Source organism: Runella salmonicolor (assembly GCF_024158025.1).
GTDB lineage: Bacteria > Bacteroidota > Bacteroidia > Cytophagales > Spirosomataceae > Runella > Runella salmonicolor.
On the sequence record NZ_JAMZEL010000001.1, the window covers coordinates 218,965 to 235,722 of the forward strand.

The 16,758-nt window shown below is 45.4% G+C and carries 17 protein-coding genes; 12 read left to right on the forward strand and 5 right to left on the reverse strand.

Annotation, left to right across the window (positions count from 1 at the left end):
• Positions 1-36: 36 nt before the first annotated feature.
• Genes NCI00_RS01025 through NCI00_RS01035 form a run of 3 tightly spaced genes read right to left on the reverse strand, consistent with a single transcriptional unit; the run spans position 37 to position 5,546 of the window.
• Positions 37-3,150 carry an efflux RND transporter permease subunit gene (locus NCI00_RS01025; RefSeq protein WP_253524053.1) on the reverse strand — a complete coding sequence of 1,038 codons (3,114 nt, stop codon included), beginning with the start codon at positions 3,148-3,150 and terminating at the stop codon, positions 37-39.
• Positions 3,151-3,208: 58 nt separating this feature from the next.
• Complete coding sequence (locus NCI00_RS01030) at positions 3,209-4,297, reverse strand: efflux RND transporter periplasmic adaptor subunit (protein WP_253524054.1); 1,089 nt, start codon at positions 4,295-4,297, stop codon at positions 3,209-3,211.
• A gap of 1 nt (position 4,298) precedes the next feature.
• Complete coding sequence (locus NCI00_RS01035; protein ID WP_253524057.1) at positions 4,299-5,546, reverse strand: TolC family protein; 1,248 nt, start codon at positions 5,544-5,546, stop codon at positions 4,299-4,301.
• A gap of 134 nt (positions 5,547-5,680) precedes the next feature.
• On the opposite strand from NCI00_RS01035, the gene NCI00_RS01040 reads away from it, so the two are divergent.
• From NCI00_RS01040 to NCI00_RS01075, 8 genes are all read left to right on the forward strand, one after another.
• The gene (locus tag NCI00_RS01040; RefSeq protein WP_253524060.1) at positions 5,681-6,385 is read left to right on the forward strand and encodes a response regulator transcription factor; all 705 of its coding nucleotides are present in this window, start codon (positions 5,681-5,683) and stop codon (positions 6,383-6,385) included.
• On the forward strand, positions 6,382-7,749 hold the full coding sequence (locus NCI00_RS01045) for a sensor histidine kinase (RefSeq protein ID WP_253524063.1): 1,368 nt from the start codon (positions 6,382-6,384) through the stop codon (positions 7,747-7,749). The genes NCI00_RS01040 and NCI00_RS01045 overlap by 4 nt, the downstream gene beginning before the upstream one ends.
• Positions 7,750-7,830: 81 nt before the next feature.
• Positions 7,831-8,157: a rhodanese-like domain-containing protein gene (locus tag NCI00_RS01050; RefSeq protein ID WP_253524066.1), complete on the forward strand. Its 327-nt coding sequence runs from the start codon at positions 7,831-7,833 to the stop codon at positions 8,155-8,157.
• Positions 8,158-8,206: 49 nt separating this feature from the next.
• Positions 8,207-8,446 carry a hypothetical protein gene (locus tag NCI00_RS01055; RefSeq protein WP_253524068.1) on the forward strand — a complete coding sequence of 80 codons (240 nt, stop codon included), beginning with the start codon at positions 8,207-8,209 and terminating at the stop codon, positions 8,444-8,446.
• Positions 8,430-8,660, forward strand: a complete 231-nt coding sequence (locus NCI00_RS01060) for a hypothetical protein (protein ID WP_166559411.1) — start codon at positions 8,430-8,432, stop codon at positions 8,658-8,660. The genes NCI00_RS01055 and NCI00_RS01060 overlap by 17 nt, the downstream gene beginning before the upstream one ends.
• Before the next feature lie 35 nt (positions 8,661-8,695).
• Complete coding sequence (gene trxA / locus NCI00_RS01065) at positions 8,696-9,016, forward strand: thioredoxin (protein ID WP_229599590.1); 321 nt, start codon at positions 8,696-8,698, stop codon at positions 9,014-9,016.
• Positions 9,017-9,269: 253 nt separating this feature from the next.
• Positions 9,270-9,473: a YgaP family membrane protein gene (locus NCI00_RS01070; RefSeq protein WP_253524071.1), complete on the forward strand. Its 204-nt coding sequence runs from the start codon at positions 9,270-9,272 to the stop codon at positions 9,471-9,473.
• A gap of 76 nt (positions 9,474-9,549) precedes the next feature.
• Positions 9,550-10,422: a hypothetical protein gene (locus NCI00_RS01075; RefSeq protein WP_253524076.1), complete on the forward strand. Its 873-nt coding sequence runs from the start codon at positions 9,550-9,552 to the stop codon at positions 10,420-10,422.
• Between the two features lie 286 nt (positions 10,423-10,708).
• Here NCI00_RS01075 and NCI00_RS01080 read toward each other — a convergent pair whose 3' ends face one another.
• The gene (locus NCI00_RS01080) at positions 10,709-12,268 is read right to left on the reverse strand and encodes an SBBP repeat-containing protein (RefSeq protein ID WP_253524080.1); all 1,560 of its coding nucleotides are present in this window, start codon (positions 12,266-12,268) and stop codon (positions 10,709-10,711) included.
• Positions 12,269-12,560: 292 nt separating this feature from the next.
• Between NCI00_RS01080 and NCI00_RS01085 the strand changes: the two genes are divergently transcribed.
• The 4 genes from NCI00_RS01085 (at position 12,561) to NCI00_RS01100 (ending at position 15,287) form a co-directional block, all read left to right on the forward strand.
• Positions 12,561-12,902: an ArsR/SmtB family transcription factor gene (locus tag NCI00_RS01085; RefSeq protein WP_253524081.1), complete on the forward strand. Its 342-nt coding sequence runs from the start codon at positions 12,561-12,563 to the stop codon at positions 12,900-12,902.
• A 70-nt stretch (positions 12,903-12,972) separates the two neighbouring features.
• Complete coding sequence (arsB, locus tag NCI00_RS01090) at positions 12,973-14,007, forward strand: ACR3 family arsenite efflux transporter (protein WP_253524082.1); 1,035 nt, start codon at positions 12,973-12,975, stop codon at positions 14,005-14,007.
• Positions 14,004-14,609 carry a low molecular weight phosphatase family protein gene (locus NCI00_RS01095; protein WP_253524083.1) on the forward strand — a complete coding sequence of 202 codons (606 nt, stop codon included), beginning with the start codon at positions 14,004-14,006 and terminating at the stop codon, positions 14,607-14,609. Before arsB ends, NCI00_RS01095 begins: the two co-directional genes overlap by 4 nt.
• 222 nt (positions 14,610-14,831) lie before the next feature.
• The gene (locus NCI00_RS01100; protein WP_253524085.1) at positions 14,832-15,287 is read left to right on the forward strand and encodes a DinB family protein; all 456 of its coding nucleotides are present in this window, start codon (positions 14,832-14,834) and stop codon (positions 15,285-15,287) included.
• Between the two features lie 61 nt (positions 15,288-15,348).
• On the opposite strand, the gene NCI00_RS01105 is transcribed toward NCI00_RS01100, so the two are convergent.
• Positions 15,349-16,713 carry a hypothetical protein gene (locus tag NCI00_RS01105; RefSeq protein ID WP_253524089.1) on the reverse strand — a complete coding sequence of 455 codons (1,365 nt, stop codon included), beginning with the start codon at positions 16,711-16,713 and terminating at the stop codon, positions 15,349-15,351.
• Positions 16,714-16,758: the final 45 nt, after the last annotated feature.

A 16,758-nucleotide genomic window follows, 5' to 3' on the forward strand; every position in this document is an offset into this window, starting at 1 on the left:
ATTGATGGCAGTCAATTTTTATTCTTACAGCTCTACTTAGTCTAAATCATTGATTGTATGAACATTGTGGCGGTAGAAAAAGCGGTAGATAATCGGAAAAATCATCAGTGTAAGGACGGTGGCCGTAATCAACCCACCAATCACCACAATCGCTAGTGGCTTTTGGGTTTCGGACCCGATGCCCGTAGAAAGCGCCGCGGGCAACAACCCGATAGCCGCCATAAGGGCCGTCATTACTACGGGACGAATCCTTGATTTTACACCTTCTCGAATCGCCGTGTCAAGCGGCATTCGGGAAGATAAATTTTTGTTGAAAACCGAAATCAAAATCACCCCATTCTGGATACAAATTCCGAATAAAGCAATAAAACCTACCCCCGCTGAAATTCCAAAATTGATTCCTGTAAAATGAATAGCTAAAATCCCTCCCATGATGGCAAAAGGAACATTAGCCAATACCAAACCTGCATCTTTAGCATTGCCAAACATGATGAACAGGATGATAAAAATAGCAATTAAACACATAGGTACGACTTGCCCCAATTGCTTGGTTGCACGTACCTGATTTTCAAATTCACCCGTCCAGTTGATGGAGTACCCTTTAGGTAACTTCTTCAAAATAGGTGCTACTTTGCGCTGGGCTTCGGCAATGGTACTGCCCAAATCGCGCTCCCGTACTGAGAATTTAACCCCGATAAACCGTTTATTGTTATCCCGGTACACAAAAGCAGGGCCCGTTACTTTGCGCAGCGTAGCGATTTCTTTCAACGGAATCTTACTTCCTTTTAAGGTGGGTACCATCAGCCGCAAAATATCGTCTTCGGTACGACGGTATGGTTCCTGATAACGAAGACGAATATCAAATTTGCGCTCTCCTTCGTATAAAATGGAAGCCGTTTTGCCACCAATGGCCATTTCAATCACGGCCTGCGCATCGGCAATGCTAACTCCATACAATGCCATTTTGCTGTCGTGCAGAATCACGCTCATTTCGGGCTGACCTATATTGCGCAAAATCCCTACATCCTTCACCCCAGGCACATCTTTGATGGCCTCAATAACTTCATTGGCCTTGTCGTTCAGAACATCCAAATCATCTCCAAAAATCTTTACGGCATTACTGGCATTCATACCCGCCACGGCCTCCGCTACGTTGTCGATGATGGGTTGTGAATAATTGTAATTAATGCCCTGAAATTGTTTGAGTTTCGTGTCCATTTCTTCAATTAGGTCATCGGTCGAAATCTTACGTTTCCAATCGTCTTTAGGTTTCAGGTTGACCTGCATTTGTACGTAATAAAATCCCGACGGATCAGTGCCATCATTGGAGCGGCCCGTTTGCGACAATACACCGTTTACCTCGGGAAATTCCATGAGTTTTTGGCGCAGGATTTTTACCGTTTTTACAGTTTCATTCAGCGAGCTACTCATTGGCAATTTGGCTTCCACCCACAAGGCCCCTTCGTTGAGTTGGGGCAAAAATTCGGTTCCCAACAGGGTAGCTGAAAAAAGTGTTGTACCCAAGAAAATCATGGATGCCAATACGCTGATTTTCTTGTTGCGATAACACCATTCAAAGCCTCTCGAAACCACACGGTCAAAGAAATGGACAATCGGATTATTTTTTTCCCGAACATTTTTCCGCAACAAAAATGAGCAAAGCACTGGCACCAGCGTAAGCGTATACAACAACGCCCCTAGCAAGGCGAAGCCCAGCGTATAGGCCAGTGGGCTAAACATTTTACCTTCTACTTTTTGGAAACTGAAAATAGGAATGAGCGCAGTGATAATGATGAGCTTAGAAAAAAACACGGCTTTCCCTAGTTCGCCACCCGTCTTTTTGATAAGGCCCAATTTTGCTAGTTTATTAAACCGCTCCATCCCGTTTTTATGCGCCATATGGTCGAGTGCCACAAATATTCCTTCTACCATCACCACCGCCCCATCGATGATGATACCAAAATCAACCGCCCCCATGGAAAGCAAATTGGCCGACATCCCCTTGAGCTTTAGGCACATAAAAGCAAACAATAACGCCAACGGAATAATAATGGACACAATCAGCGTGGTGCGCCAATCGGCCATGAACAGAAATACGATGACCGTAACAAACAATATACCTTCAAAGAGATTATGAAGCACCGTTTTGGTACAAAAAGCAATCAAATTGTCGCGGTCATAAAACGTCACCATTTTTACGTCGGGGGGCAAAATTTTGGTGTTAAGCTCCTCAATTTTGGCTTTGACCCTGGCCAGTACTTCGCTGGGGTTTTCACCTTTGCGCTGCACTACAATTCCCTCCACCACGTCGTCGTTGGTGTTGAGACCTGCTTGCCCTACGCGGGGCAAATTTGATTCTTTGACCTCCGCCACGTTTTTAACCAATACTGGATTGTCGTTGACGTATTCTACAATGATATTTTCAATATCGGCAATAGAGTTGAGCAAGCCAATACCCCGCACTACGTACGCCTGGCCGTTGCGCTCAATGACATCACCACCCACGTTGACGTTGCTTTTGGTAACGGCCTGGTAGACTTCCAATGGCGTAATATCATATTTGGCCAATTGCGTAGGATTGGCCTGAATCTCATAGATTTTTTCCCGACCACCAAAGGCAACCACGTCGGCAACGCCTGGTACGCTCCGTAGCTGTCGGTCAATAATCCAATTGTGCAACGTCAATAGTTCGCGGCTATCGCGGTCTTTACTTTCCAGTGTAAACCGAAAAATCTCGCCCGTGGGGCCATAAGGTGGCTGTACATCAGGTTCAACACCTTCGGGTAGCGACACCGTTCTGAGCTGATTATTAACCTGTTGTCGGGCAAAAAAGTCATCCACATCATCTTCAAAAATGATTTTGATGATGCTCAATCCAAACATCGTAATACTGCGCACGTTGGTTTTGCGCTGTACAGAATTCATGGCCACCTCCACGGGCACCGTCACGAAACGTTCGATCTCTTCGGCACTGCGGCCGTTCCATTCCGTCACCACAATGATTTGGGTATTGGTCACGTCAGGAAATGCCTCCAGCGGCGTATTGAGGTAGCTCACCACGCCCGAGATGACCAAAATACCCGTCATAAAGAAAACGAAAAATCGGTTTTTGAGCGAAAATCCGACAATTCCTCTGATAAATTTATTCATAAGTATAAAGCGCCCCCAAAGGGGCATTTATTAACATCTTTGTTGGAAAGTCAGGCGACTAATCGTTTAAAGCATCATACACCAACAGCTGATTTTTGGCAATCACCCGCTCGTTGTTTTTCAAACCCTGCTGTATATACGCAACATCATTCAGCATTTTATAGACATTCACTTCACGCGTTTCAATGTTGGAGCGGCCTTTAAAAACCATCACCCAATTTTTACTGCGGTCAAAAATGACGGCGCCCGCTGGGATAGCCGTCATGGAGCCTCCTTCATCAAATTTGAGCGATACAGTAGCGTGCATTTCGGGCTTGAGCTTATAGCCTGCGTTATTGAGCCGAATCCGTACTTTCATGGTCTTATTTTCGGGGTCAAGCACGTTGTAAATTTTATCCACACTTCCCCGAAACAGCTCGTCGCCGTAGCTAATGGTCTTAATATCAGCCATCATTCCGAGTTTCACTTTCGGAATATCGCTCTCGTTTACGTTGGCCATCACCCAAACCTCGCTGATTTGACCAATCGTAAAAATCTGCTCGTTGTTATCAGACCGAAGCTGCATTCCAGGGTTGACGTTTTTGCTGAGCACAAAGCCATCAATCGGTGCTTTGACAATGTAGTTTTGGGTTTTTCCTAAGCCATAAATACGAAAAACTTCTTTCATTCGACTGAGTTCTGCCTGCGCGTTTTCTACTTCTTTTTTGGCCGAAGTTACTTCTCGCTGCGAATTAAGTTTACTTTCAAAAAGTTCTTCCGCTGTTTTAAGGTTTTTCTCGGCCACCAACACTTCTGCCTGCGCCTGAATCATTTGTCGCTCAAAATCAGCTACTTCCCCCGAACGTATGGTTGCTAGTACTTGGCCTTTGCGAACATAATCGCCCAGTTCGACCGTTACGTTTTCTACATTTCCCCCCACCAGCGGAAACACTTTAATGACACGGTTTTCGTCAGCAATAACTTTACCGACGAGGGTCAATTCACTTCGCACGGGCTCCGTCACAACGCTTGCTAGTTCGATGCGCTTCATCATGGTGTCCGACAACATAAAAGCCTTGTTATCTTCAACAATAGGCTTTTTTTCTTGACAAGCCGCCAATATTCCACCGCATACAATGACCAAAAAGAAAGTTTGTTTAGTATTCATTTTATTTAAAAAGTTCTTGTCCAACCGTGAAATTAAGCTCTTCGTACGCTCCCACTCTATCCGCCTTCAGGCGGTTCAATTCTTTGATACTTTCGCTGTAGGTTTCAATCAAATCAATAAATTCGAGCAATGTCAAATTGCGCTTTTGGAAGTTTTCCAGCACACCTTTGTTTAGCAACTCAAACTGGTCGGTAAATTTTGAATCGACGCTTTGCACCATGTTTTCAACGTAGCGTACCTTCTCCAAAGCCGCCGCCACTTCATTGGTCACCGTGTTTATTTTCTGATTCTGTAGGCCTTTTTGGTAGTCAATTAGGGTTTTAGCCACTTTAATGTTACCTTGATTTTTGTTAAAAAAAGGCAGATCAGCCGAAAGCGTCAGGCCCGTATAATTATTTACAAAGCTACCCGCTTGGTCGTAGGTTGCTCCGATACGTACATTGGGTACTGCAAGAGCTTTTTGCAATCGGTAATTCAACTCAGCCTGCCGGGCAAACGACTCTGTCACTTTCACATCCCCCCTATTTTGCAGGGCTAACTCATTGAGAAGCGAAACGTTATAATTTGCTAACTGATACCGACTTAACTCCGTTTCGTTTACCAGCGGAGTCACCGACTTCTCCGTGTTAAGTAATGTTTTTAGGTCTTTTTGTTTTTCTGTTAGTTGAAACAGAATCTCGGTTTTGTCATTATTCAACTGAAAAAGCAGCGCTTTGAGGCGGAGCAACTCCCGTAGCGATACGTTGTTTTTTTCGTATTGTGTTTCAAACGCCACCACGGTACGCTCCAAAGTCTCAATCTGCCGCTGATAACGGTTGAGGGTATTTTGTAAGAAGAAAATATCGAAAAAATTGGAACGCAGTTCAAACTTGAGGATACGCAGCAAATCCATAAACTCATATTCGGTCATGCGGACGTTTTCGAGGCTAAGCGCCACTTGCTTGTTTCGTTTGCCCGCCGTCTGAATCACCTGCTCAATAGAAATGATTTTTTGTCCGCCGCGCCCCACATCCAGCACCCGTTGCCGGTTAGGATTGTAGAGGTTCCATTCGGTAGAGAGTGTGGGATTATCCCATAATCTTGCCTGAATGACCGACGCCTGCGCCGCATCAATCCGATACCGCTCCGCCAGCAAAATGAGGTTTTTTTCAACAAACAGGCTATCGGCCTGCCTGAGTGAAATCCGTAACGAGTCTTGGGCAAACCCACAAATCGGCAGCAGAAAGGCCATTAAAATGATAATTCGCATAAGTAGTAAAAATACTTTTTGCAAAGGTGTGTCGGCAACATTAACCTGATATAAAGCCGACCTTAAAAAAAACTAAATTGGCAAGCGAAGGCGTTAGGATGTACTATATTTGGCCTAAGAATAGTTTAGAAACCATGAAAACTGACACCGAACCAAAAAAAATCCTGATCATTGAAGATGACCAACGGATTGCGCAACTGCTCACGCGGGGATTGACCAACAAGGGTTTTGACACTGAAGTGGCCTACAACGGTCAACTGGGCTTACGCCGGGCACTAACCATTGCCTTTGATTTGGTGATTCTTGACATTAACCTTCCCGAGTTGAGCGGTTACGAAGTATGCAAGCGACTGCGTGATGTAAAACCCACCCTCCCGATTCTGATGCTTACGGCTATGAGTGAGGTAGACGACAAAATCGAAGGGTTTGAGGCAGGCGCAGATGATTACATTATTAAGCCGTTTGATTTCAGAGAGCTTTATCACCGGGTATTGGTAGGCTTACGCCGAAACAGCCCAGAAGTCGAAACGGTCGGAAAAGTGCTTCGAATTGCCGATTTGGAGGTTTTTTTAGATAGTAAACTCGTCAAACGCGCTGGAAAAGAAATCAATCTCACTGCCCGTGAGTATGAATTTTTGGTGTTTTTGGTCAAAAACAAAGGAAAAGTACTTTCTAAAAACGACATTGCCGCCCAAGTGTGGGACGTTCATTTTGATACGGGCACCAACGTCATTGAAGTCTATATCAACATTTTAAGACGGAAAATAGATCGCGATTTTGAACCCAAACTAATCCACACACGCCCGAGTTTAGGCTATATACTGCGCGAATACCCATGAAAATCCAAACTAAAATTGCCATTCAGTTTTCGTTGATTGTGGGAAGCTTGCTGGCCATCTTTTCATTTGTCATTTACCAATTATTTGCCGAATTCAGGGAGCAAGAATACTACGACCGACTGAAAAGCAAAGCCATAACGACCGCCCAATTGCTCATAAAGGTGGACGAAATAGACCGTGATTTGCTCAAAATCATTGATAAAAATACCCTCACGGCGTTAGTCGATGAAAAAGTATTGGTATTTGATCAACAAAACAAACTGTTTTACAGCAGCTTAGACGACCACGTCATTCACTACGGCAATGATTTATTGAACCGCGTCAGAAAAGAAAAATACGTCGAAACAAGCGATGACGAAAACGAAGTAGTTGGGCTTTTGTATGAACTCAACGGGCAAAATTACATTATTTTAGCCTCGGCCTATGACAAATTCGGCCACAGCAAGATGGCCAATCTCCGCGATATACTTTACAGCGGTTTGGTCATTGGCATTCTAATTACGGTTTTACTGGGGATTTTTTTTGCAGGAAACGCGTTAGGCCCAGTCAATCAGTTCATTAGTCAAATCAGCACAATCACGGCCAACAATCTGCGCGAACGTTTGGATGAGCGCCACGGGAAAGACGAAATCGGCCAACTGGCGGCGGCGTTCAATAAAATGATGTATCGTTTAGAACAGTCGTTCGAATTGCAAAAAAGCTTTGTTTCGCACGCCTCCCATGAACTCCGAACCCCCCTTGCCGCCCTTAAATCGGAAGTAGAAATAAGCTTGGACGAAAAACTCAGCGTGGCCCAGCACCGAGGCATCTTAGAAAATATCCGAAAAGACATAAACCGACTCATTGCTCTGAGCAATAGCCTTTTACAGATTGTCAGACCACTAAAATCTTCCATCAACAGCGCGGCCGAAGTCCGCATCGACGATGTGGTGTTTCAGGCGCAAGATGATTTACTTTTGAGCAAACCAGAGTATCGCATCAGCGTAGAATACGCAAAGGAACCCGAAAATGAAAAGCACATTACCGTTCTGGGCGATGAACCTCTTCTTAAAACTGTCTTTACCAACCTAATAAGCAACGCCTGCAAGTATTCCGCTAACCATCAAGCACTTGTGATTATTAACTTTAACGAAACACACACTCTCGTCAGCGTCCAAGACGAAGGCATCGGCATTCCAGCAGAAGACCTTACCGCCATTTTTGAGCCTTTTTATCGCTCAAAAAATGCCCTAACTATTTCAGGCTTTGGCGTGGGTCTGTCGGTGTGTAAAAGGATTGTCGAACTGCACAAAGGTAAAATTCACGTGGACAGCCAACTTCAGCACGGCAGTAAGTTTTTGGTGGAATTACCCCATATTTCGTAATGTGTAACAAATATCACTGTACAAGCCTCTGATAGTTTGGAACTTTGTCGTATCAAATTAAAATCAAAACCGACAAAGACCATGTTTGACTTCCTTAAAACCAAAAAAAATTACGAAAACGTTAACGCTTCGAGCTTTAAACAATTGATTGAAGAAACTCCCAATGCCGTAGTGTTAGATGTGCGTACCGCCGCCGAAATGCGCTCGGGTGCCATCAAGGGAGCCATCAATATTGATTTAATGAGCGCCGATTTTCAACAAAAAATCGCCAAATTAGACAAGAACAAAACCTATTTTGTGTATTGTCGCAGTGGAAATCGCAGCGGTCAAGCCTGTAAGATGATGGGAAATGCGGGCTTTGAGCACGTTTACAACCTATCGGGCGGGATGATGAGCTGGCCCTACTAGGGCACTTTGTAAGTAGCTAAATTGTTAATTCATAAAATAATATCCGATTATGACGGCAGTACTTAAGAATTGGGATTTTATGCGAATTTTGCGGATGGGGATGGGCTTGTGGCTCATCTATTCCGCCTTTGTTGACCATCAACCACTTCTGGGATTGCTGGGAGGCTTGTTTGCATTGCAGGCCATCATGAATGTAGGTTGCTGCGGATCAGGTGGTTGCGCCACGCCAAACACCCGCCAAAGCACCCCAAAAACCATTGAAGACACACAGTATGAAGAAGTTAAGTAATATTCCGTGGGGCTGGCTGGGCGCGGTGGCAGGGGCCATCGGCGGGTATTGGTACTGGAAAGAAATCGGGTGCCTAACGGGAACCTGCCCGCTCAAATCTCAGTGGCAAACCATGGTGCCTTACGGCGCATTGATGGGGTATTTTGGCGGTGGAATGTTGCAAGATTTACAACTTAGTAAATTTATGCCGCGCCGCAACGACGCCGAGAAGTAATACTGGCGTATTTTTTTATCTTTAAACAACAACAGATCATGGAAAAGAAACAGACATTTAATGAAATAATTCAGAGTGAAACGCCCGTTTTGGTGGATTTTTTTGCCGAATGGTGCGGCCCGTGCAAAATGATGTCGCCGATTTTAAAAGATTTCGCTTCTCAAATGGGCGACCGCGTGCGCGTCATTAAAATCGACGTTGATAAAAACCCTGCGGCATCCCAAACTTACCGCATTCAGGGTGTGCCAACATTGATTCTTTTTCAGAAAGGGAAAATCGTGTGGCGACAATCGGGCGTAGTGCAGAAAAAACAGTTGGAACAGATTGTAAATCAATTGGCTACACAAGCTCAATAGACGACGCTTCCACCCCAATTCAACATCTTTCCTGACAATCTCCATCAGGAGATGATGAAAATCATCCCAAAGCCTTGATTTTCAAGCGCTTTTGTGACATATATCACTGACTCGAAGGGGTTTTTAGTCCGACCTTTACCCCATGAAATCAAACGCCCAAAAACTCATCGTTGTATGCCTACTTTGTACGGCGCTTTTGGTGGGTTTGTATTTTGTGATTGAAGGCATTAAACACTAAAAACACCTTACGAACATGAAACCTAACATGGGCGGCACCGACCGCATTATTCGCCTTATTGTAGCCGCTATCGCCGTTGCTCTGTATTTTACAGGAACCCTTACGGGCACACTCGGCATCATCGCGCTGGTGGTAGCCGCCGTTTTTACACTGACAAGCGTGGTGAGTTTTTGTCCACTCTATACTATTTTTGGCTTGAATACTTGTTCAGTGAAATAAGAGATTCCAATCTATTTTACCCTTTGCAACCTGCTCTCGACCGAAGCAGGTTTTTTTATGCCTTGCTAGGGGTTTCGTGGGCAAAAACCCACAATTCAACCTGAATCTTTCTCAATTCAAGAAAGAAGTCATTTTTCTCACGGTGATTGCCGCGAATTTTACGGCGTATTTGAACCAAAACAGCAACGCCATGAAATTCAACGAATCTAAAACATTCTCTTTATCCCTAAAAAACTACGCATTCGTCTTCCTGCTGGGCGGGGTGCTTTTGTCAAGCTGCAAAAGCGCCCAAGTAGCTTTCTCCCCTGAACTAAACGCCACCGCAATGCCCGTCAAAGGCCGTCAGGGATTCCAGATTGGGCAGGTAATTCGGTACGGCGATTACCGCACCGACAAAGTCAAGCGCGGCTGGACCCGAAGCTACGATGTGCCGTTTATTCTCAGGTTTCAGGGCGCACAGGAAAAACTCAGTTTTACCCAATTCAGTCCCGAAGGCCGCGCGGTCAGGGTATCGTGCGTCAGTCGCTTCAAAAGCAACGATTTGAGTTTGGTACAAGACTTTTTCAGCATCCCGCTTCAATACGAAAATTATTTTGCGGGTACTCTCCTCACCGCAGAGGAAGACACTTGGGATTTTGTGTTGTACAATCCCAACGGTGATTTCCTGAGGCAGAAAGAATCAGCGGGCTACGCCCGAAACTACGCCCAGACCATCGAAATCAAAGCCGTTCGCGGTCTGGAAAACCAACCCGAGTGGCTCAAAAAAATGGCCGTTTACGGGCACGAATTTGTTCTGAATGGCAAAGTAGTTGGGGCCGTATCTACCCTCAACAACGGCACGGTTTGGATTGACCCTTCGTTGGACGCCGAAACCCGAACCATCTTGGCGGCGCTGGCCACGGGCATCCTGCTCCGCACCGACGTAGAAGTGGTGGAAACAAACAGCTAACCCGCTAAGTAAGGCCGAAAGAAGCCACTGGTTACAGCGCAACGATTCGCTGAGCCATTTGTGCACTCCAATACGCAAATTTGACAGTTCACAGGAATCCTTTTTTAGATTTTCGGTAAATGAGCCAATTTTGCATTGTCAATGTGAGACACATACAGCCATCGAAAACAATCATTATTTTATCATAGGTTAGGGTTTAGAAGCAGACAAAGTCGGGTTATTTAGCCCGACTTTGTTTTTTTATCAATGAAGCAGAAACACTCTAAGAGAAAGGTTTTAGCCACCGCTACTGTTTCATAAATGTAATAAACCCTGTATAACTGCTGCCCGAATTATTTTGTAACGGCGTTAAGCCATATTGAGCTACACCACTTTCAAACCTTCCCACCACGTGCAAGGCACCAAAAGCCCCAACCGCAACCCCTGTACCTATATCATCGGTCTGTCCTCCACCCCGTAGAAGTCCCTGCAATCCACCAAAACTGCTGTATTCGGCCACAAAAAGGTCAAACAAACCAAAAGGTTGGAGTTCATTAGCACCCGCTGCGGAGGGGGTATTAAAATTGATGGTACCGCTATAATATCCCGTTACGTAAACATTGGCATTGACTCGCCTTACAATCGCCTCCCCAAAATCACCGCTTGTTCCTCCGCCTCTTTGTCGCCACAACAGCCCCCCGAAAGTATTGTATTTAACGACAAAAATATCAGCACTCCCCGCCGAAACAAGTTCATTGCTCCCCGAAGCCGAGGGGGTATTGAAATTGGCAGTATTGACAAAATGACCCGTTATATAAAAATCGCCATTGGAATCTACCGCAATATCTTTCCCATCATCAAAACCTGTTCCGCCCCCTCTTTGTACCCATTCGGGCGTGCCTAAAGAGCTAAACTTTACCACGAAAATATCGCGCTCCCCATCTGAGACAAGGTCAAAACTCCCCGCGACTGAGGGCACATTAAAACTGGCCTTAGTATTAAAAAAACCCACTACATACACGTTACCACTTACATCTACCCCTATCCCATTGCCTTGGTCCGAGCTAGTCCCACCTCCACGCCGCAACCATTGTACTACGCCTGAAGTATTATATTTGGCCACAAAAACATCAGTGTTTCCCGCAGAGACCAGTTCGTTGCTTCCCGTGGCCGAGGGGGTATTGAAATTAGCGGTAGTTGAAAAATAACCCGTCACATACACATTACCACTGCCATCTACCGCAATTCCTCGACCTTCATCTCCCGACGTTCCACCTCCGCGCCGCAACCACTGCAATGCCCCCGAAGTATTGTATTTAGCCACAAAAATGTCGCTAGATCCTGCCGAGATAAGCTCATTTGTACCCGTTGCCGAAGGGGTATTAAAATTGGCAGTAGCTGAAAAATACCCCGTCACGTACACATTGCCACTCCCATCTACCGCAATGCTTTTCCCTTCTTCATTCGCAAAATTTGCCCCACCCCGTCGCAGCCACTGTACAGTACCAAATCTGTTGAATTTAGCAACGAAAATATCGGTCCCCCCCGCCGAAGTCAGGCTCAGCCCCCCCACGGTGACGGTGCCCTCAAACTGCCCCGTGGTGTATATGTTGCCCGCGTTGTCGGTTGCAATATCGTTGGGCATGAGCCCATTAGTACTCATTGCTGTATAATCAGTCAAATCTAGACTTGTCGAGGTTTTGAATATTGCCCATTCCCCCCCGTTGTACATGCGCATCACCCTGAAAGTAAGGTCAACGGCCAAATCTCCCAGTTGAGGTGAAGGTAGGGCCAAAATGGCTTCGTAACTGAGGCGTGGGATGGTCCCCACGGGAGCTGGATTGATGCCGTTCGGCAAAATGGTCACGTTTTGCGCCCATGAAACTTGTAAAAAAAACAACAAAAATATTTGGCAAATGAGTTGCCTTTTAAAAAGGGAAAAAAGCATTTTCATAAGAAGGGTAAATAAAAATGATTTAGAATGATAAGGTTTAGAATATCACAAATTTGTAAAATTTCCCTGAAAGTACTTTATGACTCTCCCCCAATTTATCAAACGGTATAGCAAGATTATGGTCAATAAAACGCCTTTTGATTTTACCTTTAAAATTGCTTTATTTATTACATATCGTATATTTGCGATATATAATAAATATCGAATGGCTACTAACCGAAAAATGGATTTTCTTGCGGACGAAATCGCCTTGGCCGATTTTGCCAAAGCCATTGCTCATCCTGCACGCATCGCGATTCTGAAAATATTAGCCCAACACAAAAGCTGTATTTGCGGCGAAATCGTGGAAGGCTTGCCGTTGGCGCAGGCCACGGTATCTCAACACTTGAAGGAATTAAAATCCATCGGGCTTATCAAAGGCAGTATCGAAGGCAAAACTTCTTGCTACTGCATTGATTGGGAGGTCTTCAACCAGTTTGTGAATCAATTTGGGGTTTTCGCCGACCTAGCCAAAAATGCTTCAGGCCAGACGCAATCCTGTTGCTAAGCAGGTAATCAGGTCGGACGATAGTCAAACCGCAATTCCCCTGTTAAGTTTTAAAACAATAATATATATTATGTCTCAAAAAAAACTTTCCTTTTTAGATAATTACCTCACACTCTGGATTTTCTCGGCCATGCTACTCGGCGTGGGCATCGGCTATTTTTTTCCTAAATCAGAAGCTTTCATCAACAGTTTTAGCGTCGGCACCACCAACGTTCCGCTGGCGATTGGACTCATTTTAATGATGTACCCCCCGCTGGCCAAAGTCCGCTTTGAAGAACTGCCAAAGGTATTTTCAAATACCAAAATTCTAGCGCTGTCGTTGGTGCAAAACTGGATTATTGGGCCGCTGTTGATGTTTGGTTTGGCGGTTATTTTCCTGCCCGACAAGCCCGAATACATGACTGGCCTGATTATGATAGGCATTGCCCGCTGCATTGCGATGGTCATCGTTTGGAACGACCTCGCCAACGGTGACCGCCTCTACGCGGCTGGCTTGGTAGCGTTTAACAGTATCTTTCAGGTGCTTTTTTACTCGGTTTACGCGTGGGTTTTTATCACCGTATTGCCCCCCCTTTTTGGCCTGACGGGCTACGAAGTGGATATTACCATCGGTCAGATTGCCCAAAGTGTTTTCATCTATCTGGGCATCCCGTTTTTGCTGGGCATTATTTCGCGTTATGGACTAACGGCCCTCAAAGGTCGGCAGTGGTTTGAAGAAGTCTATCTGCCAAAAATCAGCCCAATTACGCTGATTTCGCTCCTGCTCACCATTGTGGTGATGTTTAGCTTGAAAGGGCAGTTGATTGTACAGATTCCGCTCGACGTGGTCCGCATTGCCATTCCGCTCACGCTGTATTTTGGTATCATGTTTTTATCAGCTTTTTATCTTTCCAAACGAGCGGGGGCCAATTACGCCAAATCCACTTCGTTGGCCTTTACGGCCGCTGGCAACAACTTCGAGTTGGGCATAGCCGTCGCCATTGCCGTTTTTGGCATCAATTCGGGAGCTGCTTTTGCCGCCGTTGTTGGCCCGTTGATTGAAGTACCCGTTTTGATATTGTTCGTGAATTACGCCCTCAAACAAACCCATAAATTTCAACCATGATTGCTACTGTAAAAACCTATTTTGAAAACCTCAACCTCAACGATGTTTCTGCCGAACGCCAAGCCATTTTACGACCATTGGTAGATTATATAAAAGCAAAAACTAATTCACAACAACCTATCAATCTGACGTTTATCTGCACGCACAATTCCCGTCGCAGTCACTTTGGGCAAGTATGGGCGCAGGTGGCAGCGGCCTATTTTGGAATTCAGGATGTTCATTCTTTTTCGGGAGGAACGGAAGCTACCGCATGCAATCCCCGAACGATTGCGGCGTTTGAGCGGGCAGGCTTGAAAGTGACAAAGACCACCGAATCGGAAAACCCTGTTTACGAAATCAGTTTTGATGCTTCGATGGCACCCGTCGTTGCTTTTTCCAAAGTCTACGACCAAGTCCCCAACCCAGCCCGAGGTTTTGCGGCCATCATGACCTGCGACCATGCCGAAGCCAATTGCCCGTTTATTCCTGGAGCCGAGCGACGACTGCCCATTATGTACGTTGACCCTAAAGTCTCCGACGATACGCCCGAAGAAGTCACCACTTACGACGCGCGCTGTCGGCAAATTGCGACCGAGATGAAGTGGCTGTTTGAAAACGTCTAGACCACTCAAAATAAAGTCTTAAAATGGATTTTATGTGACCAAAGTCACCGTTTATCTGCTGATTAAGTTGCAGATTTACTGCCTACAAAATCAATCGCTACCAATGGCCGCATTTATTTTTTTTATCGTCATGTTACACTTAGTCGCAGGTTTTGGCTGGGTACTTTACAAAATCGCTTTCCAGAAAAACAAATCGAAATAGTGCCGTAAAAAAATTGACCTATGGACACCAATACGCAATTATTACTGCCTCTATGGGCCGAAGCCCGTACTCGTTTTTCCAATCAGTTGAAGAATCTTAAGGAAAGCGACCTCACCAAAAAACTCGGAGATAGTCCCAACAGCGCGGGTTTTCTGATACGGCACGTGGCGGATGTCGAGCTGCTTTTTAGTAAAAATGTGTTTGGACAAACCGACTTAAAAGTATCGGCAAAAACGGTTATTGCCCAACGAGACACGGGCGAATGGACGAATTTAGCCGAACTGCTGGCCTACCAGCAGGAGGCTTTTGCATGCTTAGAAAAAGCCATTTTGGCCCAAACCGACACCGACTGGCAAAGCACCATCACTACCAAAGAATTTGGCACCAAGACCAAGGCCGAAGCCCTCGGACGCATTGTTTCTCATACGGCTTACCACGCGGGGCAACTGGGCATTGTGTTGAAATATGGAAAATGAAGAGCGAAGGCAATGAATCAGGAAACAGTATTAAAATTAAAAGACCAAACTTACCGTTCTATTAACCGTTTTTAGAGCTAAAATCCTCAAAATAAGCAACTTTACCCGTATACGAATTCGTAAGTCGTACCCAATCCACCTTTCCTGAACCCATAAACTTACAACTGATGTGTTTAATTCTATCAATACGGCCTTTGTAAGGAATACTTAACACAGGTTTTTCGTTATAAAAAACCTGTAATTGGTGTGCATGGAGGCTTATTTTCAAGGTTCCCCATTCTGCAACCTTTTGACCTAATTTAGAGAGGAGTTCAAAATGATTGGCTGGTTCGTAGTTTTGACCGTTGATCTTCAGTTGGGCAAAGGCTGTACAGGCTTTCTCCAATATGTGTATTTCATAACCCTGCCCCAAGGAATCGAGTAACACCCACCCTATGTCATGGCACCCCAATGCTCCATCGGCAGGATGATTCCGAACCCGTACTTCAAGTGTCGAACTGTCGCCTGCCACGCCAAAATCCCGACAATTTGAAAAATGGGTTTCATAATATTGCTTTTCCGACTGTTCAGACAGTAGAGCAGAGGTAATATAAAGTGCTCCATCCCTAACAATCATTGGTTGTTTCAGATAAGGATACATACGGGCGGGCGTGATGATCCGCCCGCCCCATCCTTCGGTATAGACGGGAAAAGATAGCGTTTGGAGCCGTTTTCCGTTTATTTCCAGAAAAGCACTTTTAATTCCTGAACTCATAAAGGTGGCGGGTACGTAGCCCTTCTGCGCGGTGAGACGCACGCGGTGCACCATTCCGATATTTCCCACCACTTCCACAAAGGCTGAATCAAGTACTTGGTCGGGCAATTCATACCGCAACAGTATCGTCGAGGGGATGCTAGTGCCTTCCCGTTTGGCGATATACAGAGAGGCTCCTTCAAAATCGGTAGCTTTGGGCGACATTTTCCACCATACTATTCCGAGTAGCATCACCACCACTAACACGGCACTCAGGATTTGCCACGGGCTACCATTATAGGATGTGGTCTGTGTCGGCGGAGTAGAAGAAGGTATAGAGGGTACCAGCACGGCACCCTTCTTGGCCATTTGGGCAGCGACAAAATCCTCCCAATCAACATAGTCCAAGTACATGGCCAGGGTATCTCGTTTTTTGGCCTGCAAACGTTTGGTGGTGCCGTATACCAATCGGTGCAGAAAATCAACACTCACCAAGTATTCAGTAGCCGCATCCAAGCCGATTTTACTGGCTATTCTGGATTCGATACGTTCCTGCAAAACCAACAAAAAAGCATTTTTACTAGCTACGTTTTCGTAATTCTCCCCCAATGTTGAAAAATTTTCAGGCCATTGCTCTTGAATCCTTCCAATGAATTCATTCCTTAACTGCTGAAGTAAGATTAATTCTTCCACGCATCCATCCTTTTTCTAATGACGCAAAACTGCCCCAAAAGACAC